Source organism: Neisseria sp. RH3002v2g, from assembly GCF_014596425.2.
Lineage (GTDB): Bacteria > Pseudomonadota > Gammaproteobacteria > Burkholderiales > Neisseriaceae > Neisseria.
Genome location: NZ_CP110721.1, coordinates 1,399,522 through 1,423,492 on the forward strand (window position 1 = coordinate 1,399,522; position 23,971 = coordinate 1,423,492).

18 protein-coding genes, 3 tRNA genes and 3 rRNA genes are annotated in these 23,971 nt (G+C 48.8%); 9 read left to right on the forward strand and 15 right to left on the reverse strand.

The features are described 5' to 3' along the window. Positions 1 to 41 precede the first annotated feature (41 nt). The 3 genes from BBP27_RS06685 to BBP27_RS06695 are packed head-to-tail and all read left to right on the forward strand — an operon-like array spanning position 42 to position 2,643. Positions 42 to 1,121, forward strand: coding sequence for an SPOR domain-containing protein (locus tag BBP27_RS06685; protein ID WP_188211526.1), 1,080 nt, complete (start codon positions 42 to 44; stop codon positions 1,119 to 1,121). Positions 1,122 to 1,132: 11 nt separating this feature from the next. Then, positions 1,133 to 1,774, forward strand: a complete 642-nt coding sequence (locus BBP27_RS06690) for a thiol:disulfide interchange protein DsbA/DsbL (RefSeq protein WP_188211527.1) — start codon at positions 1,133 to 1,135, stop codon at positions 1,772 to 1,774. Positions 1,775 to 1,818: 44 nt separating this feature from the next. After that, a complete protein-coding gene (locus tag BBP27_RS06695; protein WP_188211528.1) occupies positions 1,819 to 2,643 on the forward strand; it encodes an undecaprenyl-diphosphate phosphatase in 825 nt (274 codons plus the stop codon). Between the two features lie 75 nt (positions 2,644 to 2,718). Here the strand turns inward: BBP27_RS06695 and BBP27_RS06700 are convergent, their stop codons facing one another. The 7 genes from BBP27_RS06700 to BBP27_RS06730 form a co-directional block, all read right to left on the reverse strand. Continuing rightward, positions 2,719 to 3,213: a type IV pilin protein gene (locus BBP27_RS06700; RefSeq protein ID WP_081456519.1), complete on the reverse strand. Its 495-nt coding sequence runs from the start codon at positions 3,211 to 3,213 to the stop codon at positions 2,719 to 2,721. A gap of 178 nt (positions 3,214 to 3,391) precedes the next feature. Further along, the gene (locus tag BBP27_RS06705; RefSeq protein ID WP_188211820.1) at positions 3,392 to 3,679 is read right to left on the reverse strand and encodes a ComEA family DNA-binding protein; all 288 of its coding nucleotides are present in this window, start codon (positions 3,677 to 3,679) and stop codon (positions 3,392 to 3,394) included. 380 nt (positions 3,680 to 4,059) lie between these two features. Then, positions 4,060 to 4,173 (reverse strand): 5S ribosomal RNA (gene rrf, locus BBP27_RS06710). A gap of 95 nt (positions 4,174 to 4,268) precedes the next feature. Beyond that, positions 4,269 to 7,157: ribosomal RNA gene (locus BBP27_RS06715) — 23S ribosomal RNA — on the reverse strand. A gap of 347 nt (positions 7,158 to 7,504) precedes the next feature. Further along, positions 7,505 to 7,580 (reverse strand) — tRNA-Ala (locus BBP27_RS06720). A 5-nt stretch (positions 7,581 to 7,585) separates the two neighbouring features. Further along, positions 7,586 to 7,662, reverse strand: a tRNA-Ile gene (locus BBP27_RS06725). Between the two features lie 105 nt (positions 7,663 to 7,767). Beyond that, positions 7,768 to 9,308: ribosomal RNA gene (locus tag BBP27_RS06730) — 16S ribosomal RNA — on the reverse strand. The 16S, 23S and 5S rRNA genes sit together here with 2 tRNA genes alongside, the layout of an rRNA operon. 524 nt (positions 9,309 to 9,832) lie before the next feature. On the opposite strand from BBP27_RS06730, the gene thrB reads away from it, so the two are divergent. Next, positions 9,833 to 10,750 carry a homoserine kinase gene (gene thrB, locus BBP27_RS06735; protein ID WP_188211759.1) on the forward strand — a complete coding sequence of 306 codons (918 nt, stop codon included), beginning with the start codon at positions 9,833 to 9,835 and terminating at the stop codon, positions 10,748 to 10,750. A 42-nt stretch (positions 10,751 to 10,792) separates the two neighbouring features. Here thrB and BBP27_RS06740 read toward each other — a convergent pair whose 3' ends face one another. From BBP27_RS06740 to BBP27_RS06755, 4 genes are all read right to left on the reverse strand, one after another. Further along, complete coding sequence (locus tag BBP27_RS06740; RefSeq protein WP_188211760.1) at positions 10,793 to 12,319, reverse strand: DHA2 family efflux MFS transporter permease subunit; 1,527 nt, start codon at positions 12,317 to 12,319, stop codon at positions 10,793 to 10,795. Between the two features lie 101 nt (positions 12,320 to 12,420). Then, a complete protein-coding gene (locus BBP27_RS06745; protein ID WP_188211761.1) occupies positions 12,421 to 13,611 on the reverse strand; it encodes an HlyD family secretion protein in 1,191 nt (396 codons plus the stop codon). 224 nt (positions 13,612 to 13,835) lie between these two features. Next, the gene (locus tag BBP27_RS06750; protein WP_188211762.1) at positions 13,836 to 15,242 is read right to left on the reverse strand and encodes an efflux transporter outer membrane subunit; all 1,407 of its coding nucleotides are present in this window, start codon (positions 15,240 to 15,242) and stop codon (positions 13,836 to 13,838) included. A 49-nt stretch (positions 15,243 to 15,291) separates the two neighbouring features. Further along, on the reverse strand, positions 15,292 to 15,786 hold the full coding sequence (locus tag BBP27_RS06755) for a MarR family transcriptional regulator (RefSeq protein ID WP_003748495.1): 495 nt from the start codon (positions 15,784 to 15,786) through the stop codon (positions 15,292 to 15,294). Positions 15,787 to 16,083: 297 nt separating this feature from the next. Between BBP27_RS06755 and BBP27_RS06760 the strand changes: the two genes are divergently transcribed. Then, the gene (locus BBP27_RS06760; RefSeq protein ID WP_188211763.1) at positions 16,084 to 16,965 is read left to right on the forward strand and encodes a prephenate dehydrogenase; all 882 of its coding nucleotides are present in this window, start codon (positions 16,084 to 16,086) and stop codon (positions 16,963 to 16,965) included. Positions 16,966 to 17,051: 86 nt separating this feature from the next. On the opposite strand, the gene hisD is transcribed toward BBP27_RS06760, so the two are convergent. The 4 genes from hisD to BBP27_RS06780 all read right to left on the reverse strand — a co-directional run bounded on the left by hisD (position 17,052) and on the right by BBP27_RS06780 (position 20,600). After that, positions 17,052 to 18,350 (reverse strand): histidinol dehydrogenase, encoded by a 1,299-nt coding sequence (gene hisD / locus BBP27_RS06765; protein ID WP_188211764.1) that lies wholly within the window; start codon positions 18,348 to 18,350, stop codon positions 17,052 to 17,054. Between the two features lie 71 nt (positions 18,351 to 18,421). After that, the gene (gene nfsA / locus BBP27_RS06770) at positions 18,422 to 19,147 is read right to left on the reverse strand and encodes an oxygen-insensitive NADPH nitroreductase (RefSeq protein WP_188211765.1); all 726 of its coding nucleotides are present in this window, start codon (positions 19,145 to 19,147) and stop codon (positions 18,422 to 18,424) included. Between the two features lie 55 nt (positions 19,148 to 19,202). Beyond that, entirely contained in the window at positions 19,203 to 19,856 is a 654-nt protein-coding gene (gene hisG / locus BBP27_RS06775; protein ID WP_150538149.1) for an ATP phosphoribosyltransferase, read from the reverse strand. A gap of 81 nt (positions 19,857 to 19,937) precedes the next feature. Further along, positions 19,938 to 20,600 carry an SCO family protein gene (locus BBP27_RS06780; RefSeq protein WP_049349096.1) on the reverse strand — a complete coding sequence of 221 codons (663 nt, stop codon included), beginning with the start codon at positions 20,598 to 20,600 and terminating at the stop codon, positions 19,938 to 19,940. Positions 20,601 to 20,882: 282 nt separating this feature from the next. On the opposite strand from BBP27_RS06780, the gene BBP27_RS06785 reads away from it, so the two are divergent. The 4 genes from BBP27_RS06785 (at position 20,883) to BBP27_RS06800 (ending at position 23,945) form a co-directional block, all read left to right on the forward strand. Continuing rightward, positions 20,883 to 20,967, forward strand: a tRNA-Leu gene (locus tag BBP27_RS06785). A gap of 389 nt (positions 20,968 to 21,356) precedes the next feature. Beyond that, on the forward strand, positions 21,357 to 23,084 hold the full coding sequence (gene ilvB / locus BBP27_RS06790) for a biosynthetic-type acetolactate synthase large subunit (RefSeq protein WP_188211766.1): 1,728 nt from the start codon (positions 21,357 to 21,359) through the stop codon (positions 23,082 to 23,084). A 10-nt stretch (positions 23,085 to 23,094) separates the two neighbouring features. After that, on the forward strand, positions 23,095 to 23,586 hold the full coding sequence (gene ilvN / locus BBP27_RS06795; RefSeq protein ID WP_003748480.1) for an acetolactate synthase small subunit: 492 nt from the start codon (positions 23,095 to 23,097) through the stop codon (positions 23,584 to 23,586). A 65-nt stretch (positions 23,587 to 23,651) separates the two neighbouring features. Then, positions 23,652 to 23,945, forward strand: a complete 294-nt coding sequence (locus BBP27_RS06800; RefSeq protein WP_107857323.1) for a putative quinol monooxygenase — start codon at positions 23,652 to 23,654, stop codon at positions 23,943 to 23,945. Positions 23,946 to 23,971 lie beyond the last annotated feature (26 nt).

Consider the following 23,971-nt stretch of genomic DNA (forward strand, 5'->3'; position numbering starts at 1 on the left):
CTCCCTTCAGGCCGTCTGAACCCATTATTACAAGGTAAGTCATGAAAAAATCTACACAATATGGCAAAGGCTTGGCCGGTTTCTTTTTCGGCCTGATACTGGCAACAGGTATTATTGCCGGTATTTTGTTCTTCCTGAACCAAGGCAACCAAAACGTTTTCAAAGAGCTGACCCAGCCTAAACAAAGTGAAGAACCTGAAATCCTGAAGCCTCAAGACAAAGCAGAAAAACGCCCTGCTACCGACAATTCGTCCAGCCAAGCAGATGAAGAAAAAGCCAAAGCTGAAAAAGAAGCGGCTGAAAAGGCTGCCAAAGAAGCTGAAGAGAAAGCGGCACAAGCAGAAAAAGAGGCTCAGGAAAAAGCCGAGCGCGAAGCCAAAGAAAAAGCGGATAAAGCCGAAGCAGAAAAAGTCGAACGCGAAGCTAAAGAAAAAGCTGAAAAAGCCGCCGCCGACAAAGCCGAACGCGAAGCCAAAGAAAGAGCAGACAAAACTGCCGCCGACAAAGCCGAACGTGAAGCCAAAGAAAAAGCCGCAAAAGCGGAAGCAGAAAAAGAAGCCGCTAAGAAAAAACTGGCCGAGAAAAAAGCCGAATTAGAAAAAAAACGCGCAGAAAAAGCCAAAGCTGAAAAAGAAGCTGCTGATAAAACTGCAAAAGACAAAAAAGCGGCCGACCAACTGACCGACAAACAAAAAGAGCGTGCCGAGCGCAAATTGGCTGAGAAAAAAGCAGCCGAAGCCAAAAAACAAAACAAGCCGACACCTGAGCAAATCCTCAACAGCGGCAGCATCGAAAAAGCACGTAAAGCAGCAAATGCCTCTGCAACAAAAGAAAGCAGCAACGCTGCAAGTAAACAGTCTGCAGAAAAAGCTGAAGCAGCTGCCAACAGCGGTAAAAAAGCCTTCCTGCAACTTGGTTCATATGCAGACCGCTCCAGCGCAGACTCACAACGTGCAAAACTGGCTATTTTAGGTGTTTCTTCCAAAGTGGTTGAATCGCAAAACGGCGACAAAACCATTTATCGAGTTCAAAGTAACACCATGCCGCAGGAAGCCGCTGTGAAACTGCAAAAAAACCTGCAAGGCCATAATATCAACAGCTTGATTCGTTCTACCAAATAATGGAATCACTGATGAAGCAGCGTATGAAACAAACTATTGCCGCACTCAGCCTGAGCCTGCTCAGTCTGAGTGCGCAGGCTGCTACCGAGGGCGTGGACTATACCGTTCTTAATCGCCCTATCCCGCAGCAGCAAGCCGGAAAAATTGAAGTGCTAGAATTTTTTGGCTACTTCTGCGTCCATTGTTACCATCTCGATCCAGTTTTGTTGCAACACAGCAAAACCTTCGCCAAAGATGTTTCCTTACGGACAGAACACGTCGTTTGGATGCCTGAAATGTTGGGCTTGGCCAAAGTAGCCGCTGCCGTCAATCTTTCAGGTTTAAAATATCAGGCCAATCCAGTCATCTTCACAGCCGTTTACAAACAGAAGATTAACTTGGCTGATGCAAATGTATTCCGCACATGGGTCAGTAAACAGACAAGTTTTGACAGTAAAAAACTGCTTCAAGCCTATAACAGCCCTGCTGCCGCATCGGCTGCTGCAAAAATGCAGCAATTGACGGAAACTTATCGAATTGAAAACACACCAACTGTCATTGTCGGTGGTAAATACAAAGTCAATTTCAACGGTAGCGACTGGAAAGCCGGTATGAAAACCATAGACGAACTCATCATTAAAGTCCGCCGCGAACAATCCTCAAAACCACTTTAACTATTCAACAAAAGAAAGACGGCCTCAAGGCCGTCTGAAAACTTATGGACATTCTGATTTTATTTAAAGCACTTATTCTCGGTATCATCGAAGGTTTAACCGAGTTCCTCCCTATTTCAAGTACCGGTCACTTGATTGTATTCGGCGACTTGATGAATTTCCAAAGCAACGGAAAAGTATTCGAAATCGCCATCCAGCTCGGTGCCGTATTAGCCGTCGTATTCGAATATCGCCAACGATTTACCCATATCATAAAAGGACTAGGCAAAGAGCGAACAGCCAATCGCTTTGTGCTGAATTTATTTATCGCGTTCATCCCTGCTGCGATTGTCGGCCTCTTATTCAGTAAACAAATTAAATTGCATCTTTTCAACCCGATTACCGTTGCTACCATGCTGGTATTAGGTGGCTTTTTCATTTTATGGGTTGAAAAACGCCAAACAACAGCCAAACCTAAAGTCAGCCATGTCGATGATATGCGCCCAATTGACGCATTTGTTGTAGGATGCGCCCAAATTTGTGCCCTTATCCCTGGTACATCACGTTCAGGCAGTACCATCATGGGCGGTATGCTGTGGGGGCTGGAACGAAAAACAGCTACCGAATTTTCATTCTTCCTTGCTGTACCAATGATGATTGCAGCCACAGGTTACGACATCTTAAAAAACTACAAACTCTTTACCTTGCAAGATGTCGGACAAATTGCCATCGGTTTTATCGCAGCATTTATCGCCGGTTTATTGGCAGTAAAAGCTTTGCTGAAATTTGTTTCCAGTAAAAACTATGTTCCTTTTGCCTACTACCGCATCGTATTCGGTGGTCTGATTCTCCTTACTTGGATGCTAGGCATAGTCAGCTGGAGCGAATAATCGCTCCCTTCATTCTCCTCAAAGGACGTGTACCCCACGTCCTTTTTCTTCTCCTTTATCCATTCCACCCTATTGTCACCCCATAAAAGGCTTACACTCCGCATCATTACCCCTAAATATCTCCTCACCGTCCGTACAGCTACCCTTCCCCTTCATCTTCCCGCACACCACCGCCGTCAGCGACTCGTTCAAGCGCAGCACCCTCGGCTCTGCTTCCCTATCCAGCGCCACCGCCTTCAAGGTAAACTTACCCTCCAGGATACCTTTAGCCTGACCGCTCATCCTGATACAGAAACCGCCCGCCTCCTTCACCGGCAATTCCGGCCACTTCGTCGACGTCAGCTTAAAGCTACCCTTTTTCGCATAGAACTGCTCCATAAAGCGCGCATTTTCCAGCAGCGCGGCATGCGCCGCACGCAGGTTGGCCGAGCGGACCGATTCCCGATAGGCCGTAAAGGCAGCCGCCGCCAAGATCGAAACCAGCAGCATCACCACCAACAGCTGTACCAATGAGTAGCCCCTCTGCACAGTTGCCCCATTCCGTTTTCCGTCAAATGCTTTTAAGTACATATCTTTCTTCCCTTTATCTTTTATATCCCTATCCAATAGGCGTCCTATCCGTTTATCCCTTTACCCAATGGAATCCTCCCACTGGTTCAAGCTTCATCCCCGCCGCCCCAAACAAAGCCGCCCCGGGCCCAACCGGCAAACGGTTCGGCCGCAGGGCGGCATACAGGCAGAATCCGGCTTATTTTTTCACGGCAGGCTGGGCGGCCTTAGGCGCGGCAGAAGAAACCGTCGCCTCCGCCTTCAACTTGTTCAGCACCGCATCACCGATGCCCTTCACGTTTTTCAGCTCCTCCACCGATTTGAACGCACCGTTCTTCTGACGGTATTCCACAATCGCCTTCGCCTTAGCCGGGCCGATACCCGGCAATGCCTCCAGTTCCACAGAAGAGGCCGTATTGACGTTCACGGCAGCCAAAGAGAATGCCGTACACACGGCGGCAACTACACCAAATAAAAATTTCTTCATCAGGGTTTTCCTATAACGTGTTGGATTGAATCAACCGGGCCGTCTGCAGGACGGTTTTCCCCACCCCGCCGACACTGCCACACGACAGTAGAACACGGCCCTATTCCATATAAATGCATACGACATATTAACGCAAATACCGTTCGATTTCAAACATTCCAAACGGTTAACCATAACTTTCGGTACTTTTGTGCAAGAATAACAACAGGGTAAATATTTCCGATTCCAATACCAAGATGCACAAATACTCCATAAACACCGGCATATCACTATCCCAATGTGTGATCCCAACACCTGTTACCCCAATTCTGCCGCCAAACCGATAGAAACGACAGGCATGTAAAAAGCCCCCGACATCAGTCGGAGGCTTCGGAATGGGTGTTTGGCGGTGACCTACTTTCACATGGAAGAACCACACTATCATCGGCGCTGAGTCGTTTCACGGTCCTGTTCGGGATGGGAAGGCGTGGGACCAACTCGCTATGGCCGCCAAACTTAAACTGTTACAAATCGGTAAAGCCTTAATCAATTATTCGGTGATGACTGAATCAGTCAGTAAGCTTTTATTATTTGAAGTTCTTCAAATGATAGAGTCAAGCCTCACGAGCAATTAGTATGGGTTAGCTTCACGCGTTACCGCGCTTCCACACCCCACCTATCAACGTCCTGGTCTCGAACGACTCTTTAGTGTGGTTAAACCACAAGGGAAGTCTCATCTTCAGGCGAGTTTCGCGCTTAGATGCTTTCAGCGCTTATCTCTTCCGAACTTAGCTACCCGGCTATGCAACTGGCGTTACAACCGGTACACCAGAGGTTCGTCCACTCCGGTCCTCTCGTACTAGGAGCAGCCCCCGTCAAACTTCCAACGCCCACTGCAGATAGGGACCAAACTGTCTCACGACGTTTTAAACCCAGCTCACGTACCACTTTAAATGGCGAACAGCCATACCCTTGGGACCGACTACAGCCCCAGGATGTGATGAGCCGACATCGAGGTGCCAAACTCCGCCGTCGATATGAACTCTTGGGCGGAATCAGCCTGTTATCCCCGGAGTACCTTTTATCCGTTGAGCGATGGCCCTTCCATACAGAACCACCGGATCACTATGTCCTGCTTTCGCACCTGCTCGACTTGTCGGTCTCGCAGTTAAGCTACCTTTTGCCATTGCACTATCAGTCCGATTTCCGACCGGACCTAGGTAACCTTCGAACTCCTCCGTTACTCTTTGGGAGGAGACCGCCCCAGTCAAACTGCCTACCATGCACGGTCCCCGACCCGGATTACGGGTCTGGGTTAGAACCTCAAAGACACCAGGGTGGTATTTCAAGGACGGCTCCACAGAGACTGGCGTCTCTGCTTCAAAGCCTCCCACCTATCCTACACAAGTGACTTCAAAGTCCAATGCAAAGCTACAGTAAAGGTTCACGGGGTCTTTCCGTCTAGCAGCGGGTAGATTGCATCTTCACAACCACTTCAACTTCGCTGAGTCTCGGGAGGAGACAGTGTGGCCATCGTTACGCCATTCGTGCGGGTCGGAACTTACCCGACAAGGAATTTCGCTACCTTAGGACCGTTATAGTTACGGCCGCCGTTTACTGGGGCTTCGATCCGATGCTTGCACATCTTCAATTAACCTTCCAGCACCGGGCAGGCGTCACACCCTATACGTCCACTTTCGTGTTAGCAGAGTGCTGTGTTTTTAATAAACAGTCGCAGCCACCTATTCTCTGCGACCCTCCAGGGCTTACGGAGCAAGTCCTTAACCTTAGAGGGCATACCTTCTCCCGAAGTTACGGTATCAATTTGCCGAGTTCCTTCTCCCGAGTTCTCTCAAGCGCCTTAGAATTCTCATCCTGCCCACCTGTGTCGGTTTGCGGTACGGTTCGATTCAAACTGAAGCTTAGTGGCTTTTCCTGGAAGCGTGGTATCGGTTACTTCATGTCCGTAGACACTCGTCGTCACTTCTCGGTGTTAAGAAGACCCGGATTTGCCTAAGTCTTCCACCTACCGGCTTAAACAAGCTATTCCAACAGCTTGCTAACCTAACCTTCTCCGTCCCCACATCGCATTTGAATCAAGTACAGGAATATTAACCTGTTTCCCATCGACTACGCATTTCTGCCTCGCCTTAGGGGCCGACTCACCCTACGCCGATGAACGTTGCGTAGGAAACCTTGGGCTTTCGGCGAGCGGGCTTTTCACCCGCTTTATCGCTACTCATGTCAACATTCGCACTTCTGATACCTCCAGCACACTTTACAATGCACCTTCATCGGCCTACAGAACGCTCCCCTACCATGCCAGTAAACTGGCATCCGCAGCTTCGGTTATAGATTTGAGCCCCGTTACATCTTCCGCGCAGGACGACTCGACCAGTGAGCTATTACGCTTTCTTTAAATGATGGCTGCTTCTAAGCCAACATCCTGGCTGTCTGGGCCTTCCCACTTCGTTTACCACTTAATCTATCATTTGGGACCTTAGCTGGCGGTCTGGGTTGTTTCCCTCTTGACAACGGACGTTAGCACCCGCTGTCTGTCTCCCGAGGAACCACTTGATGGTATTCTTAGTTTGCCATGGGTTGGTAAGTTGCAATAACCCCCTAGCCATAACAGTGCTTTACCCCCATCAGTGTCTTGCTCGAGGCACTACCTAAATAGTTTTCGGGGAGAACCAGCTATCTCCGAGTTTGTTTAGCCTTTCACCCCTATCCACAGCTCATCCCCGCATTTTGCAACATGCGTGGGTTCGGTCCTCCAGTACCTGTTACGGCACCTTCAACCTGGCCATGGATAGATCACTCGGTTTCGGGTCTACACCCAGCAACTGTTCGCCCTATTAAGACTCGGTTTCCCTACGCCTCCCCTATTCGGTTAAGCTCGCTACTGAATGTAAGTCGTTGACCCATTATACAAAAGGTACGCAGTCACACCACAAGGGTGCTCCCACTGTTTGTATGCATCAGGTTTCAGGTTCTATTTCACTCCCCTCCCGGGGTTCTTTTCGCCTTTCCCTCACGGTACTGGTTCACTATCGGTCGATGATGAGTATTTAGCCTTGGAGGATGGTCCCCCCATATTCAGACAGGATTTCACGTGTCCCGCCCTACTTTTCGTACGCTTAGTACCACCATTGAGATTTCGAATACGGGACTATCACCCACTATGGTCAAGCTTCCCAGCTTGTTCTTCTATCTCGACAGTTATCACGTACAGGCTCCTCCGCGTTCGCTCGCCACTACTTGCGGAATCTCGGTTGATTTCTTTTCCTCCGGGTACTTAGATGGTTCAGTTCTCCGGGTTCGCTTCACTTATCCTATGTATTCAGATAAGGATACCTCCTAAGAGGTGGGTTTCCCCATTCGGACACCGCGGGATCATAGCTTTATTGCCAGCTCCCCCGCGCTTTTCGCAGGCTTACACGTCCTTCGTCGCCTATCATCGCCAAGGCATCCACCTGATGCACTTATTCACTTGACTCTATCATTTCAAGAACCTCTCTGACTTCGTTTACCTACCCGTTGACTAGGGAAGCAAACTTGAAATTCCTACTTTGATAAAGCTTACTGCTTGTTGTGTCTTAATCCTGCCTTTTGTGTTTCAGGATTAAGTCGATACAATCATCACCCAAATACTGTGTTTGTTTTCTTTTCTCTTGCGAGAGATTCTTTATCCTTTGCAAAGAATAAAAAATCAAAACAAACTCATTGTCTTTGTTTGTTGATTTCGGCTTTCCAATTTGTTAAAGATCGATGCGTCGATATTTCACTTCGCAAATCAAAATAAGCTGCTAAGTATAGCAGGCTTCCTTTGATTTGTAAAGTGCTTGGTGGAGGCAAACGGGATCGAACCGATGACCCCCTGCTTGCAAAGCAGGTGCTCTACCAACTGAGCTATGCCCCCGTTCTTGGTGGGTCTGGGAGGACTTGAACCTCCGACCCCACGCTTATCAAGCGTGTGCTCTAACCAGCTGAGCTACAAACCCGGATTCTCTTCTTAAGCGAATCTTGTCTTCACTCAAGCTTTTCTCTTCCGCATCTTTTACAGTTTACCGATAAGTGTGAATGCATCAGACCTCTTCTTTCTCTAGAAAGGAGGTGATCCAGCCGCAGGTTCCCCTACGGCTACCTTGTTACGACTTCACCCCAGTCATGAAGCATACCGTGGTAAGCGGGCTCCTTACGGTTACCCTACCTACTTCTGGTATCCCCCACTCCCATGGTGTGACGGGCGGTGTGTACAAGACCCGGGAACGTATTCACCGCAGTATGCTGACCTGCGATTACTAGCGATTCCGACTTCATGCACTCGAGTTGCAGAGTGCAATCCGGACTACGATCGGTTTTGTGAGATTGGCTCCACCTCGCGGCTTGGCTACCCTCTGTACCGACCATTGTATGACGTGTGAAGCCCTGGTCATAAGGGCCATGAGGACTTGACGTCATCCCCACCTTCCTCCGGCTTGTCACCGGCAGTCTCATTAGAGTGCCCAACTTAATGATGGCAACTAATGACAAGGGTTGCGCTCGTTGCGGGACTTAACCCAACATCTCACGACACGAGCTGACGACAGCCATGCAGCACCTGTGTTACGGCTCCCGAAGGCACTCCTCCGTCTCTGGAGGATTCCGTACATGTCAAGACCAGGTAAGGTTCTTCGCGTTGCATCGAATTAATCCACATCATCCACCGCTTGTGCGGGTCCCCGTCAATTCCTTTGAGTTTTAATCTTGCGACCGTACTCCCCAGGCGGTCAATTTCACGCGTTAGCTACGCTACTAAGCAATCAAGTTGCCCAACAGCTAATTGACATCGTTTAGGGCGTGGACTACCAGGGTATCTAATCCTGTTTGCTACCCACGCTTTCGAGCATGAACGTCAGTGTTATCCCAGGAGGCTGCCTTCGCCATCGGTATTCCTCCACATCTCTACGCATTTCACTGCTACACGTGGAATTCTACCTCCCTCTGACACACTCTAGTCACCCAGTTCAGAACGCAGTTCCCAGGTTGAGCCCGGGGATTTCACATCCTGCTTAAGTAACCGTCTGCGCTCGCTTTACGCCCAGTAATTCCGATTAACGCTCGCACCCTACGTATTACCGCGGCTGCTGGCACGTAGTTAGCCGGTGCTTATTCTTCAGGTACCGTCATCAACTGTCGGTATTAGCGACAGCCTTTTCTTCCCTGACAAAAGTCCTTTACAACCCGAAGGCCTTCTTCAGACACGCGGCATGGCTGGATCAGGCTTGCGCCCATTGTCCAAAATTCCCCACTGCTGCCTCCCGTAGGAGTCTGGGCCGTGTCTCAGTCCCAGTGTGGCGGATCATCCTCTCAGACCCGCTACTGATCGTCGCCTTGGTAGGCCTTTACCCCACCAACTAGCTAATCAGATATCGGCCGCTCGAATAACGCAAGGCCCGAAGGTCCCCTGCTTTCCTCCTCAGAGAATATGCGGTATTAGCTAATCTTTCGATTAGTTATCCCCCATTACTCGGTACGTTCCGATATATTACTCACCCGTTCGCCACTCGCCACCCAAGAAGCAAGCTTCTCTGTGCTGCCGTCCGACTTGCATGTGTAAAGCATGCCGCCAGCGTTCAATCTGAGCCAGGATCAAACTCTTATGTTCAATCTCTAACTTATAACTTCTGGTCTGCTTCAAAGAAACCGACAGGACAATGTCTAAAACATCATCTTGTCTGTCTTTCAAACAGTGTGAGGCCTAATGCACTCACACTTATCGGTAATCTGTTTTTTAAAGAGCGAATCGAATTATACAGTACATTTAGCAAATGTCAACTAAAATTATCGAAAATTTCAACCAACTGTGTTATACTGTCTGCTTCGTTTTCTTCACCGCGTCAGCGGCGAAGAACCGAACTATACGCCTCTCAACAAAACCAGTCAACACCTTTCGCAAAATTATTTCTAGAAATTTAACCACCCCCCTGTTTTAACAGGGTTTTTATTTTTCTAAAAACACCTCAAATCTTCCCTATTCACTTCCAAAATCCAACCCGATTCAATACTAAGGCCGTCTGAAATTTTGGTTTCAGACGGCCTTTTGAATTTGACCTATGCTTTAATTGATATTGTTGACGCTTGTTTTTTGGTATGATGTTTCTTTGATTTTATTTCAGTTTCGAGTTTGCTATGTCTGTCTATACCAGTGTTTCCGACGCTCAAATGCGCGATTTCTTGCTGCAATATGATTTGGGAGATTTTGTCTCTTTACAGGGGATTGCTCAAGGGATTACTAACAGCAATTATTTTCTGACTACCTCAACCGGTCGTTTTGTGTTGACCGTTTTTGAGGTTTTAAAATCAGAGGAACTGCCTTTCTTTTTAGAGCTAAACCAACACTTGAGCCAAAATGGCGTTGCCTGCGCCGCTCCGATTGCCCGTAAAGATGGTGGACTGCATTCTATGTTAGCCGGAAAACCTGCTTGTTTGGTGACCTGTTTGAATGGCTCCGATACCGGCTGGCCGACTGAGGCACAATGTTTCCACACTGGTGCGATGTTGGCCAAAATGCATTTAGCCGGCCAAGATTTTCCTTTAAAAATGAAAAATCCCCGTTATGATGGCTGGTGGCATGATGCCTGCACTCAGTTGCTCCCGGTTTTAGATAGCGAAGATGCCAAACTGCTTCAAGCTGAAATTGCTGCTTTAGATGAAAATCTTGGAGAACATTTGCCTTCCGGTATTATCCATGCCGATTTATTTAAAGACAACGTACTGCTTAATGAAGATAAAGTTTCCGGCTTTATCGATTTTTATTATGCGTGTAACGGTAATTTCATGTACGACTTGGCCATTGCAGTTAACGACTGGGCGCGGACAGCCGATAATAAATTAGACCCTGCTCTTTATGATGCTTTTATCCATGGCTATGAAAGCGTGCGTCCTTTATCTAATGAAGAACGTGCATATTTCCCTACTGCACAAAGAGCCGGATGTATCCGTTTCTGGGTATCCCGCCTACTGGATTTCCATTTTCCTCAATCAGGCGAAATGACATTTATTAAAGATCCGAATGCATTTAGAGATCTGTTATTGAGTCTTAAATAATATATAGATAAAAGGCCGTCTGAAATTCAGACGGCCTTTTATCTAATGCCCTCCCCCGTTGGAGCCGTTAAATGGCGGTCTTGCCAGCCAAATAATGGGGATCATGCTGATGAATATGATACTACCTGCCAAGAAGATTTCATTTGAGCCAATAATAAAGCCTTGTTGGGAAATGGTACTATTTATCGCAGCCAGGGCTTGCTCTTTGCTCAGGCCATTGGCCATCATGCCTTGAATAGATTGGTTGCTGATTGAGGACAATGAATTAATATGTTCGGTCAGCTGAGTATGGTGCAGAGCTTCGCGTCGTTCCCACATGGTGCTGACAACGGATACTCCGACACCGCCCATGAACACACGCAAGAAGTTAGACAGGCTACTGGCCGAGGCAATTTGATTGCCTTTCATATGCGACAGCGTGATACTGGTCAAAGGTAGGAAGAACATGGCTACGCCTAAACCCTGCCAAAATTGCGGCCAAACGACGTTGCTCATATCCATACCGGCATAGAAATCGGTTCGCCAATGAAATGTGTAGGCAAACACCAAGAAGCTGGCACTGACAAACAGACGCATATCGACGCGATTACCAAACTTACCGATAATCGGCGACAGAATAATCGGCAAAAAACCCACCGGTGCAGCAGCCAAACCGGCCCAAGTAGCGGTATAGCCGAGATTTGATTGCAACACCAAAGGCAGCAGGGTCAATGTGCCCATATAGACCATAAATCCCAACGATGTGGCAACGATGCCTATCGTAAAGTTTCTATTTTTAAACAATGACAAATCGACAATCGGGTATTTCTCGCCCAGCTCCCAAACAATAAAATAGGTCAGAAACACCAAAGCGGTAACGCCCAAAACGATAATCTCTCCTGAGGCAAACCAATCCAACTCTTTACCCCTATCAAGCATCATTTGCAATGCACCGATACCGACAATCATCAACACCAGCCCGACGTAATCAATCGGCGCCCTAATGATTTCGGTTTCCCTGTGTCTAAGCTGTTTCCAAGCGATGGAAGCGGATAAAACCCCGATTGGGATATTGATAAAGAAAATCCATCCCCAATGCCAGTTGTCCGAAATCCAACCGCCCAAAATCGGCCCCAATACAGGGGCAACGACAACAGTCATCGCCCATAAAGCCAATGCCAATGTTCGTTTTTCAGGCGGATAGGAAGCCATCAGAAGACTTTGGGACAAGGGAATCAAAGGCCCGGCGATAAAGCCTTGCAACACCCGGAAAAAAACCAAGGCTTGAAGATTATGCGCCATACCGCACAGCCATGACGTTACGACAAACCCGATCACAGCGGCGATAAAGATTTTCACCTCGCCAAACCGCTTGGCCAAAAAGCCGGTCAGGGGGACTGAAATGGCATTGGCTACGGCAAATGAGGTAATCACCCAAGTGCCCTGCGTGGTCGCCGCGCCTAAATCTCCTGCGATAACAGGCACGGCAACGTTGGCGATGGTGCTGTCCAAGACCTCCATAAATACGGCCAAGCTGAGCGCCAACGTTGCCAACACCAGCTTAAACCCTTGTAACGGCGGATAATTCATATTTTTAAACTATAAGACAACCGCCAAAGCGGTCGATTAAAGAGAATCAATATTTCAGACGGCCTGAGCCTTCAATAAAAGACCCAGACCGTCTGAAAAGATTATTTTGCATATTGCTCGAAGATTTTATCGACTAAAGCATCGGCGGCTTTCCAATCCACACTTTCCGTTTCCGGCAGCGCAGTATTTCGTTCTGCTTCGGCAGTCATGGCTTTACCGCTGCCCTTCTCGGCAACATCGACTTTAACAGTCATCGACAAACCGACACGGAGCGGATTTTTTTGCAATTCTTTGGCATCCAAACTGATGCGCACCGGCACGCGTTGTACGACTTTAATCCAGTTGCCCGTTGCATTTTGCGCCGGCAACAATGAGAACGCACTGCCCGTACCGGCCGACAAGCCCATGACCTTGCCATGGTAAACCACTTTACTGCCGTACAAATCGGCTGTCATTTCAACAGGCTGGCCGATTTTCATTTTGCGCAGTTGCGATTCTTTAAAGTTGGCATCCACCCACAATTCAGACAGAGGTACAACAGCCATCATCGGCGTACCTTGCGCGATACGTTGGCCGACTTGGACATTGCGTTTGGCAATTTGGCCGCTGATTGGCGAACGGATTTGCGTACGTTGCAGATTCAGCCAAGCGTCTTTGATGTGGCTGATGGCCGTCTGAACTGCCGGTTGTTGGCGCAGCGGAATATTGCTGCCCAATGCTGCCTGAGCAGAAACTTCTTCCGCCTCAACCGCTTTCAATGCAGCCTGAGCCTGAACCACAGCGGCGCGGGCATGGCTGAGTTCTTCGCCGGAAACCGCTTCCGTACCCGCCAAAGATTCGCGGCGGCGCAAATCGGCTTGCGCACGGGCCAGATCGGCTTTGCGCAACAATACTTGCGCTTTGGCTTTTGAATTAACCGCAGTTTGCTGCTTGTTTTGACGGATGGCCTGAATCAACTCATTTTGTGCGCGATCGTATGCCAGCTGAAAATCGCTGTCGTCCAAAGCCACCAACACATCGCCTTTTTTCACGACGTCCGTATCGTCATACATGACTTTGCGCACCGTGCCGTTCACCTGCGGCGTAATCATCACCAAATGACCGGCCACATAAGCATCTTCCGTTTCTTCTTCATGCTGCCAAAACAGAAAATACGCCAAAGCAACTGCGGCTGCCGTAATAAGAAATAAGAGTGTAACGATAACCAAATTGCGTTTGCGATGCGTTTTTGCGCCGGAAGCGGCCACTTCCGTTTCATTTTGGACATTATTTTTTTCTGATTGAGTATCCATAAGTCCCAACTTTAATTCTGTACATGTGATAACGATATTATTGTCTTACCCCAGGCTGCTGGCTCCACCCTCAACCCAATACGCGCATTTAACGCGCTAAAGGGTTATATTCTATAGTTACACTCTATTCATTACAATAATTTCTTCCGGTAGCAAATGTAAATAAGGTAAGCAAAAGGCCGTCTGAAATCACTTTCAGACGGCCTTCCGTTTTAATCAAACGTTTATTTCTTATTTAATCTAAAACCTCCGCCCAACTGGGCATTGAGGTTACTCCAAGCTGTCAGATATTCTGCATGGTATTGGACTGCCGACATTTTCGTACGCACAGCTTCGTCTTGTTTTTGCAAAGCAGTTAAGCCGTTATCCAAACCTGCACGAACACGTCCTTTCGCATTTTGTACAGATTTATCTGCAATATTGACCATCTTGCTCCAAGTATCTTGTCGGCTTTTCAGGCTTTGATAGTCCACGACGGCATCTGCCGCCGCACGCATGGCGTTCAAAACAGTTTGGTCGTACATGGCAACCTGCTCATTATATTGGGCGCGTTTGCCTGCCAATTTGGATTGCAGCGCGCCGGAGGTGAACAATGGCAGATTCAAAGCTGGAACAATGCCCAACATACCGGATGTCCGTCCGCGAATCAGATTGAACGCATCAATATGCGTCATGCCTGCCAAAACTTTCAACTCAATATTCGGATAAAACTCTGCTTCGGTTGATTTGACGATATGCCATTTCTCTTCAAGCAAGGCTTTTTGTGCCGCGATATCGGGGCGGGCCGCCAGCAAGTCCGCTTCAATACGGCTAACCGGCAATGACGGCACAGCGGCCATTTTTTCCGGAACCTGTCCATTCAGTGCACCCGGTACACGGCCGGTCAATACTGCCAGACTGTTGCGGATTTTCTCGTTTTTCTGAGTCCATGCCGATTTTTCAAGCTGCAATTGTTGTTGCGCCATTTCCAGAGCGTGCAATGCATCGGCAGGAGCCAGCTGCGCTTTAACGCGTTGTTGCATCAGTTTCAATGCTTTATCCGCCAACTCTATGCGCGTATCCAGCAGCGCCAGTTGTTCTGTCGCCATCTGCCACGCAAAATATTGGGCGGCAACGGCGTGAGCCAGCTCAGTGCGGATGTGCTGCGCCTCATACACCGCCGCCCGGCTTTTTCCCAAAACAGCTTGAATCTGCTCTCGGTTTTTACCCCAAAAGTCAAAAACCAAGCTGCCTTGCAAGGCTGCGTTCGCCAAAACCAATGTATGGTCGGTATCGACCATACCAGCCTGAGGCTTGGGTGAAACATAAGCACCCAGACCTGTAACGCCCAAGCCGACTTGCGGTTTGTTTGCGGCCCCTACAACTCCCAGCTGCGCCTGAGCCTGCTCAAACCTTGCTTTGACGACACGCAGATTGGTAGACGTCTGAATGGCGGAAGCAATCAAATTGTTTAATTTTTCATCTTTCAGCTTCATCCACCAGCCGTCTTGGGCAGCAGCGGCAGATTGGCCTTGCGGCAGCGGATAGGCTGTTGTCTCATCCAAAGGCGACTGTTTGCCGAAAGGCGCACATGCCGCCAACAGCGAAACAGCGACAACGCATACGCTTGATTTGACCAAACCTAATTTCATACAGACTCCGTTTATGTGTGCCTGCCGCAGACCATCAGGCCGTCTGTTGTCAATTGCCCAAACGGTTCAACAGTTTACCCAACAGGTGTTGCAGCGTATCATAATCCTCTTTCGTGAAATCTTCCCACGCTTGGCCGCTCTGACGGGCAATTTGCGGCCATACTTCGTGGATGAAGGTCTCACCCGAAGGGGTCAATTTTAGCACAATCTGACGGCGGTCTTTTTGATTGATATAGCGCTCTACCCAGCCGCGCTCAACCATATCGTCCGACAGGCGTGTGGCACTGGTGCGCGTCAAGTCCATCAGGTCGCTCAAGCGCGAAGGCAGGATTTCGCTGTTTGGGCTGACGTAAACCGCCATCAGGGAAAACCACAGGTTTTCATTGATGCCGAACGCTTTCAGGTTTTCATTCAAATGGCTGCTCAAACGTTCGGTTACAATGCGCAACATGCGGGATACTTGGTTTTGCTGCTCGGGAAATTGAGGCAGACGGGTGGAAAGCAAATGCATTGCATTGACTAATTCGGTTTGTGAAAAACTCATAAATTCCTTCTTTCTGAGTGAATTACTTTATCCGATACCAATCAGAATAAAATATGATGTAATAATTTACTTTAAAATACCAATTACTTACTTTAAGACGTTATACTAATTCAGATGATTATTTTAGTGTATGAAAATCTGATAATCGGTTACATGATCCTACTAAACGGATTTTTCTATGCCTAAATCATGAAAAATCGACCCTAAAAAAGGCCGTCTGAAACCTTGATTTCATCTTTCAGACGGCCTCGATGACAGATTAAAATAAGCTTTTCCATTTAAAACCGGATGCAAACCATGAACACTTCCGCCTTTTTCCCCCATATCACCCTTATCGGCGTCGGTTTAATCGGCGGTTCGTTCATGCTCGACCTCAAACGCTTGGGGCTGGTGCAAAGCGTTACCGGCATCGACACCAATGCCGACAACCTCAATTACGCGCTCGACTGCGGCATCATCGACCATGCCTACCCGAATATTTGCGCTGAAAGCATCGGCCATGCCGATTTGGTTTTGATTGCCACGCCGGTCTCCGTCCTGCCTGACGTATGCCGCGACATCAAGCCCCTCTTAAAAGACACTGCCTGCGTTTCCGATGTCGGCAGCACCAAACAATCGGCACTCGATGCCTTCCGCACCCACTTGTCCGAGCGCCTGCCGCAATGTTTTGCCGCCCACCCGATTGCCGGTTCGGATCAAAGCGGTGCAAAATCCGCTCGTTGCGGTTTGTTTCAAAACAGCCGCCTGATCATTACCTTGCACGGCCAAGAGGCTTCAGACGGCCTAAGACGGTTGAAAAGCCTGTGGCAGGCGGTTGGTTCGCAGATTTTCACCATGAGTGCCGAAGAACATGACAATATTTTTGCCGCCGTTTCCCACTTGCCTCACTTGACCGCCTTTGCCTACGTCCACGCTTTGTTCGACCATCCGCACGGCAAAGACTATCTCCCTTATGCCGCCACCGGCTTTCGCGACTTTACCCGCATTGCCTCCAGCCACCCTGCCGTCTGGACAGACATCTGCCTGGCCAACCGCCCTGCCCTGCTCAAGCTGACCGGCGACTTGAAAGAACAATTATCCAAATTGGAACAGCTCCTTTCAGACGGCAACAAAACCGAGCTTTACCGCTATTTTGAAGAAGCCGCACAAATGCGTAATGACTGGCTGAAAAACCGTTAAACCTGTTTTCAGACGGCCTGATGCCTTATCGGCCAAACCTTCATCACAATAAAAAGGGCATCTGTTTAGATGCCCTTTTTGGTTTCTTACGGATTGTCTTTCAAACGGAACTCAGCCGCCCTGGCGTGCGCAGTCAAACTTTCGCCATGCGCCAACACGCTGGCGGTTTTGCCCAACTTCTGCACACCTTGTTCCGAAACCTGAATCAAACTGGAGCGTTTTTGGAAATCATACGTTCCCAAAGGAGAAGAGAAACGCGCCGTGCGGCTGGTCGGTAAAACGTGGTTAGGGCCTGCGCAATAGTCGCCCAAGCTTTCACTGGTATAACGTCCCATGAAAATCGCGCCGGCGTGGCGGATTTTTTTCGCCCACTCTTGCGGATTCTCAACCGACAATTCCAAGTGTTCGGGAGAAATATAGTTGGCGATTTCGCAGGCTTCGTCCAAGTCTTTAGCCAAAATCATTGCGCCGCGGTTACCCAATGAAGCTTCAATAATCGCACGGCGCGGCATGGTTTCAATCAGGCGGTTCATGGCCGTCTGAACTTCGTCCAAATACGCTTGGGAAGTACCGATCAAAATCGCTTGTGCAATTTCATCGTGTTCCGCCTGACTGAACAAATCCATGGCCACCCAATCGGCAGGCGTCGTACCATCGGCAATCACCAAAATTTCAGACGGCCCTGCCACCATATCGATGCCGACCACGCCGAACACGCGTCGCTTGGCCGCAGCGACAAAAGCATTGCCCGGGCCGGTAATCTTATCGACTTGAGGCACCGATTCCGTACCATAAGCCAAAGCCGCAACCGCCTGCGCGCCGCCGACCGTAAACACTTTGGTTACACCGGCCACAAAAGCAGCCGCCAACACAATATCGTTGCGCTCGCCTTTCGGAGTGGGAACGACCATGATGATTTCTTTCACGCCGGCAACGTGGGCAGGCATGGCGTTCATGATGACGGAACTCGGATAAGCGGCTTTACCGCCCGGAACATAAATACCGACACGGTCAAGCGGCGTAATCTGTTGGCCCAAAAGCGTGCCGTCTTCGTCTTCGTAAGTCCACGACTCCATTTTTTGGTGTTTATGGTAGCTTTCCACCCGTCTCGCGGCCGTTTTCAAGGCTATCTGAATGTTTTCAGGCAAACGCTCAAACGCAGACTGCAAATCGTCTTGCGTCAGGATTAAATCGTCGATGGTTTGAGCGGATGTACCGTCAAAGCGGTTGGTGTATTCAATCAGCGCCGCATCGCCGCGTTTTTGAACATCGGCGCAGATGTCGGCGACAATACGGTCTATTTCAGGATTTTGCGCGGTTTCAAAAGCAAGTAACGCTTTGAGTTCGGCTTGAAAATCAGGGAATTGGGTGTCGAGTTTCTTCATGGTTTGCTTTCTTCTTTGTTTTATTCCTATTGTTTTCAGACGGCCTCAGCCACACACAGGCCGTCTGAACATTATCTTTTCAAAAAACCTTTTTTCTGCAAAAACGCCAACATATGCGGCCGCACAGGATTGCCCAAGGTTTTGGCCAGCGATTCCTTCCAAGGTATCGGACTACCCTTGCGTAACTCATAATAATCCGCTACTGCCTGATTATAGGTTTCAACCGCATCGGCATTCAGGCTTGGACAGGCGTTTTCGGCGTACACCATTTCCTTCGGCAGGCGCGGTTTGAACGGCGGGTCTTGGTCAGGATAACCGAGGCAGAGCCCCACCAAAGGCACGCAATAATCCGGCAGGTTCAATACGTCCGATACTTTTTGCGCATTATTGCGCAATGCGCCGATATACACGCCGCCCAGCCCAAGCGATTCGGCGGCAAGCAATACGTTTTGCGCCATAATGCCTGCATCGACCGCGCCAATCAGGGTGACTTCCGCCCAATCAATTTGTACATCGGGAAACATTGCCTTGTGTTTGGAAAAATCGATGCAAAACAATAAAAATTCCGCACAATGGACAATATAAGGTGCGCTTCCAGCCGCTTCATGTATCCCCTGTCTCAGCGCAAGGTCGGATACGCGGATGATGGAAACGCATTGCAGGTTGTTGGAAGTCGAAGCCTGCTGCCCGGCGCGCACCAGCGTATCGAGGATTTCATCGGTAATCGGCTCGGAAGTAAACCTGCGGATGGAGCGATGGGAAAGAATCGTATCGAGTGTCGGCTTGCTTTGCATCATGACGGGGCTTTCAAACTGGGTTGGCAAACAGGTTTGCAATATCTATCCAAAATTTTCAGACGGCCTTAGCGGCATTTTCAAATGCCTGAATAATCGGATTCAACAGCGCATATTTGGTTTTCAATGCCGCCTTGTTGACCACCAAGCGGCTGGAAATATCAGCCACATGTTCTACAGCTTCCAAACCATTGGCCTTCAACGTATTGCCGCTGGAAACCAAATCAACAATCGCGTCGCTCAAACCGACCAAAGGCGCAAGCTCCATCGAGCCGTACAGTTTGATGATGTCCACATGCACACCTTTGTCGGCAAAATGTTCGGCGGCGATGTCGGGATATTTGGTGGCAATCCGCAAGCGGCTGCCGGGTTGGGAAGCAGCGGCATAATCAAAACCTTTTTTAACTGCAACCATCATGCGGCATGAAGCAATGTGCAAATCCAAAGGTTGATACAGGCCATCTCCGCCATGCTCGATCAGCACATCCTTCCCGGCAATGCCGAAGTCCGCCGCACCATATTGCACATAAGTCGGCACATCGGTCGCACGCACAATCACCAAACGGATGTTGTCATGATTCGTGCCAATAATCAGCTTGCGCGATTTTTCCGGCTCTTCTGCAGGCACAATACCGGCGGCGGCCAACAGCGGCAGGGTTTCCTCAAAAATCCGTCCTTTGGATAAAGCAATCGTTAAAAGTGTGTCGGTCATTTTTTCTTTTCCTTTGCCGTATCAAAAGCAAGAAGGCCGTCTGAAATCCACAACCCATTTCAGACGACCTCAACTACGGTTTTACAATAAAGTTTTCACATCGGCTGCAATCGTTTCAGGCTCGCTGCCGTAAGGCGAGAAAATCGCCACTTCACCGTTTTTATCAATCAAATATGCACCTGAAGAGTGGTCGACCAAATAGTTTTCGCTGTCTTCTTTTTGGTTCACTTTAGCCGATACCACGCGGTATTGCTGTTTGATGACAGGCAGGCTTTGATCGCCGGTGGCCGTCAGGCCGATAAAATCAGGGTTGAACTGTTTGGCGTATTTGCCGATTACTTCAGGCGTATCGCGCTCAGGGTCGATGCTGACGAATACCACTTTCACGTCTTTAGCCTGGTCGCCCAATTGTTTCAAAGTGTCGCTGTAAGTCAGCAACTCGGTCGGGCACACGTCAGGACAGTGGGTATAACCGAAAGACAGGATAACCACTTTGCCTTTCAAATCACTCAGGCTGAAAGGTTTGCCGTCGCCATCGGTCAACGTAAAATCGCCGCCAATGTCTTCTTTGCGCATATCGGTACCACGCGCTTGCGCTTTGGCAGTAGATTCACCGGAAGCGGCCGGTGCGGCAGAAGCGGCAGGCGCCGAAGAAGCCTCTTTGGCTTCCTCTTTAGGCTGACAAGCAGCCAGGGTGGCCAACGCAATAGCACTGAGTAAGAAAGTTCGTGTAACGGAAAGCATAAATTTTCTCCAAAACCGTTTCAAATAAATAAGGCCAAACAACCACCCGGCCAGTCTAAAAACAAAACATCTTCATATTAACGCGTTTGACACATTAAAAGTAGCCCTTTTGTAGATAAATACCGTTTTTTTGTTTTAAAAACCTGCCTTCCATTTGGACAGGCATTAAACTCAAAAAGTTTAATTCATTAAAAATCAAATAAATATAAAAATAATTCAATTTTTTTTCAAATACCGCTTTACAAGATTCGAGAACTCGCTATAATAACGACTTCTTCGCTAGCCCAGGTGGCGAAATTGGTAGACGCAGGGGACTCAAAATCCCCCGCCGCAAGGTGTGTCGGTTCGAGTCCGACCCTGGGCACCAAATTTAAAAAACCTCTTGATTCAGTCAAGAGGTTTTTTGCAATTCGTCATTTGCAAAAACCTTCTCCTTACTCAAACTGTCAACAATCCATCCACACCAAGATCAATAAAACTGTTTTTTTATTTCTTTAAAATCAACCTTCAATCTATTTTCCCGTTTCAAATGTTAAAAGATGAAAGATTTTATCTTGATTGAACAGTCGGTTTGCGTTATCTTTTCTACTCTTTTTCACAAACTCTGTGTTCCTTTCCAATTGTTTGGACAGTCTGACTGTCGCCGTATTCCCTCAATGCGCGTACCCTAAATCGCTGCTTGGCGGAATTGCATTACAGGTGCTGTGGTGAGGCGGATTGTTCCTATTGGTTAGAAACCGCATAAAAGAGGTCAATATGCAATTATCAGGCGCACAAATCGTCGTGCAAAGTCTTAAAGCCGAAGGTGTTGAATACGTATTCGGCTATCCCGGTGGTGCGGTTATCGAAATCTACGATGCCATTTTCCAACTCAACAAATTCAAGCACATTCTGACCCGCCATGAGCAGGCAGCCGTACATGCGGCAGATGCCTATGCCCGCGTCAGCGGCAAAGTCGGTGTGGCCTTGGTAACTTCCGGCCCGGGCGTAACCAACGCATTGACCGGTATTGCCACTGCGTACAGCGATTCTATCCCCCTGGTCGTCATCAGCGGCCAAGTGGGCAATTCCCTCATCGGTACAGATGCGTTCCAAGAAGTGGATACGGTCGGCATTACCCGCCCTTGTGTCAAACACAACTTCCTGGTTACCAATATTGGCGAGCTGGCTGATACGATTAAAAAAGCCTTCCAAATTGCCGCCAGCGGCCGTCCGGGCCCCGTTGTCGTCGATATTCCTAAAGACGTAACCCAAGCGATGGCCAAATTCAGCTATCCACAAGAAGACATCTTCATCCGCTCCTACCAACCGGTTGTACAAGGCCACATCGGCCAAATTAAAAAAGCCGTACAAATGCTGGCTTCTGCCAAACGCCCCATCGTTTACTTCGGCGGCGGCGTGGTATTGGGCAATGCCTCCGATGAACTGACCCAATTTGTCCGCATGACCGGCGTACCCTGTACCGGCACATTAATGGGCTTGGGCGCCTACCCTTCCAGCGACCGCCAATTCTTGGGCATGTTGGGCATGCACGGCACTTACGAGGCCAATTTGGCGATGCAAAATGCAGACGTCGTTTTGGCAATCGGCGCGCGCTTTGACGACCGCGTGGTTTCCGTACCGTCAAAATTCTTGGACAAACCCAAAAAAATCATCCATATCGACATCGACCCGTCCAGCATTGCCAAACGCGTTAAAGTGGACATCCCGATTGTCGGCGATGTCAAAAACGTATTGACTGAAATGACTCATCTATGGGGCAAACAAGAAACTGCGCCTTCAACCGACTCATTGGACAAATGGTGGAAAACCATCGAAGAATGGCGTTCGCACAACTGCCTGTGGTTTGAAAACGACAGCGAAATCATCAAACCGCAATACGTTGTTCAAAAACTGGCAGAAATTACCAAAAACTCAGCCATTATTACTTCCGACGTTGGCCAACACCAAATGTTTGCCGCTCAATATTATCCATTCGAGCGTCCCCGCCAATGGCTCAATTCCGGCGGCTTGGGTACGATGGGTGTAGGCCTGCCTTACGCCCTCGGTGCCAAACTGGCGGCTCCGGAGCAAGACGTCTTCTGTATCACAGGCGAAGGCTCTATTCAAATGAATATCCAAGAGCTGTCCACCTGCTTCCAATATAATGTCCCCATCAATGTCGTTACATTAAACAATGGCTATTTGGGTATGGTTCGCCAATGGCAGGAGCTGTATTATGGCAACCGCGAATCGGAAACCTATTTCGATTCATTGCCCGACTTTGTCAAACTGGCCGAATCCTACGGCCATATCGGCATCCGTGTGGACAAAAAATCCGACGTCGAAGGCGCCCTGTTGGAAGCATTAAACCAAAAAGACCGTTTGGTATTCCTCGACTTCTTGACAGACAAGAAACAAAACGTACTGCCTATGGTCGGCAACGGCAAAGGTTTGGATGAAATGGTTCTGCCGCCGCATATGCGCGATATTGCAAAAGCGTAAGGAGAAAGAAATGCGACATATCTTATCTATTCTGATGGAAAATGAATCAGGTGCGATGAGCCGTGTGGTAGGTTTATTCTCCGCACGCGATTACAACATCGATTCCCTGGCCGTAGCCCCAACCGAAGACAAAACCTTGTCCCGTATGACCATTGTCACCCACGGCGATGAGCACGTCATCGAGCAAATCACCAAACAACTCAACAAACTGATTGAAGTTGTCAAAGTGGTTGACTTGAACGAAAGCCGTTTTGTCGAACGCGAACTGATGTTGGTAAAAGTCCGCGCCGTCGGCAAAGACCGCGACGAATTCCTGCGATTGACCGAAATCTACCGCGGCAGCGTTATTGACGTAACAGACCGCAGCTATACCATCGAAATCACAGGTTCTACCGAAAAACTCGACTCTTTCCTCGAAACAGTCGGTCGTGCTCAAATTTTGGAAACCGTACGTACAGGCGCAGCCGGCATCGGCCGCGGCGAGCGTATTTTGAAAATTTAACGCTGTATCGTTCAGACGGCCTGTTACTTTCAACCAAGGCCGTCTGAAAACAGCAGGAGACAAACATGTCAAGCATCCAAATCGTTGCATTAGTTACCGTCAAACCCGAATACACCGAGGCTCTGGCTGCCCAATTTAAAGAATTGGTCAAAGCCAGCCGTGCAGAAGAAGGCAACATCAGCTACGACCTGCACCAAGAAATCGGCAAACCCAACCGTTTCGTATTCGTAGAAAATTGGAAATCCCAAGCAGCTATTGACGAACACAATGCCAGCGAACATTTCCAAAACTTCGTCAAATCCATCGAAGGAAAAACCGAAGCATTGGAAATCGTCTTGATGAACCAAGTCCCCGCTTAACCCCCTATTACTTTTAACTCAACCCG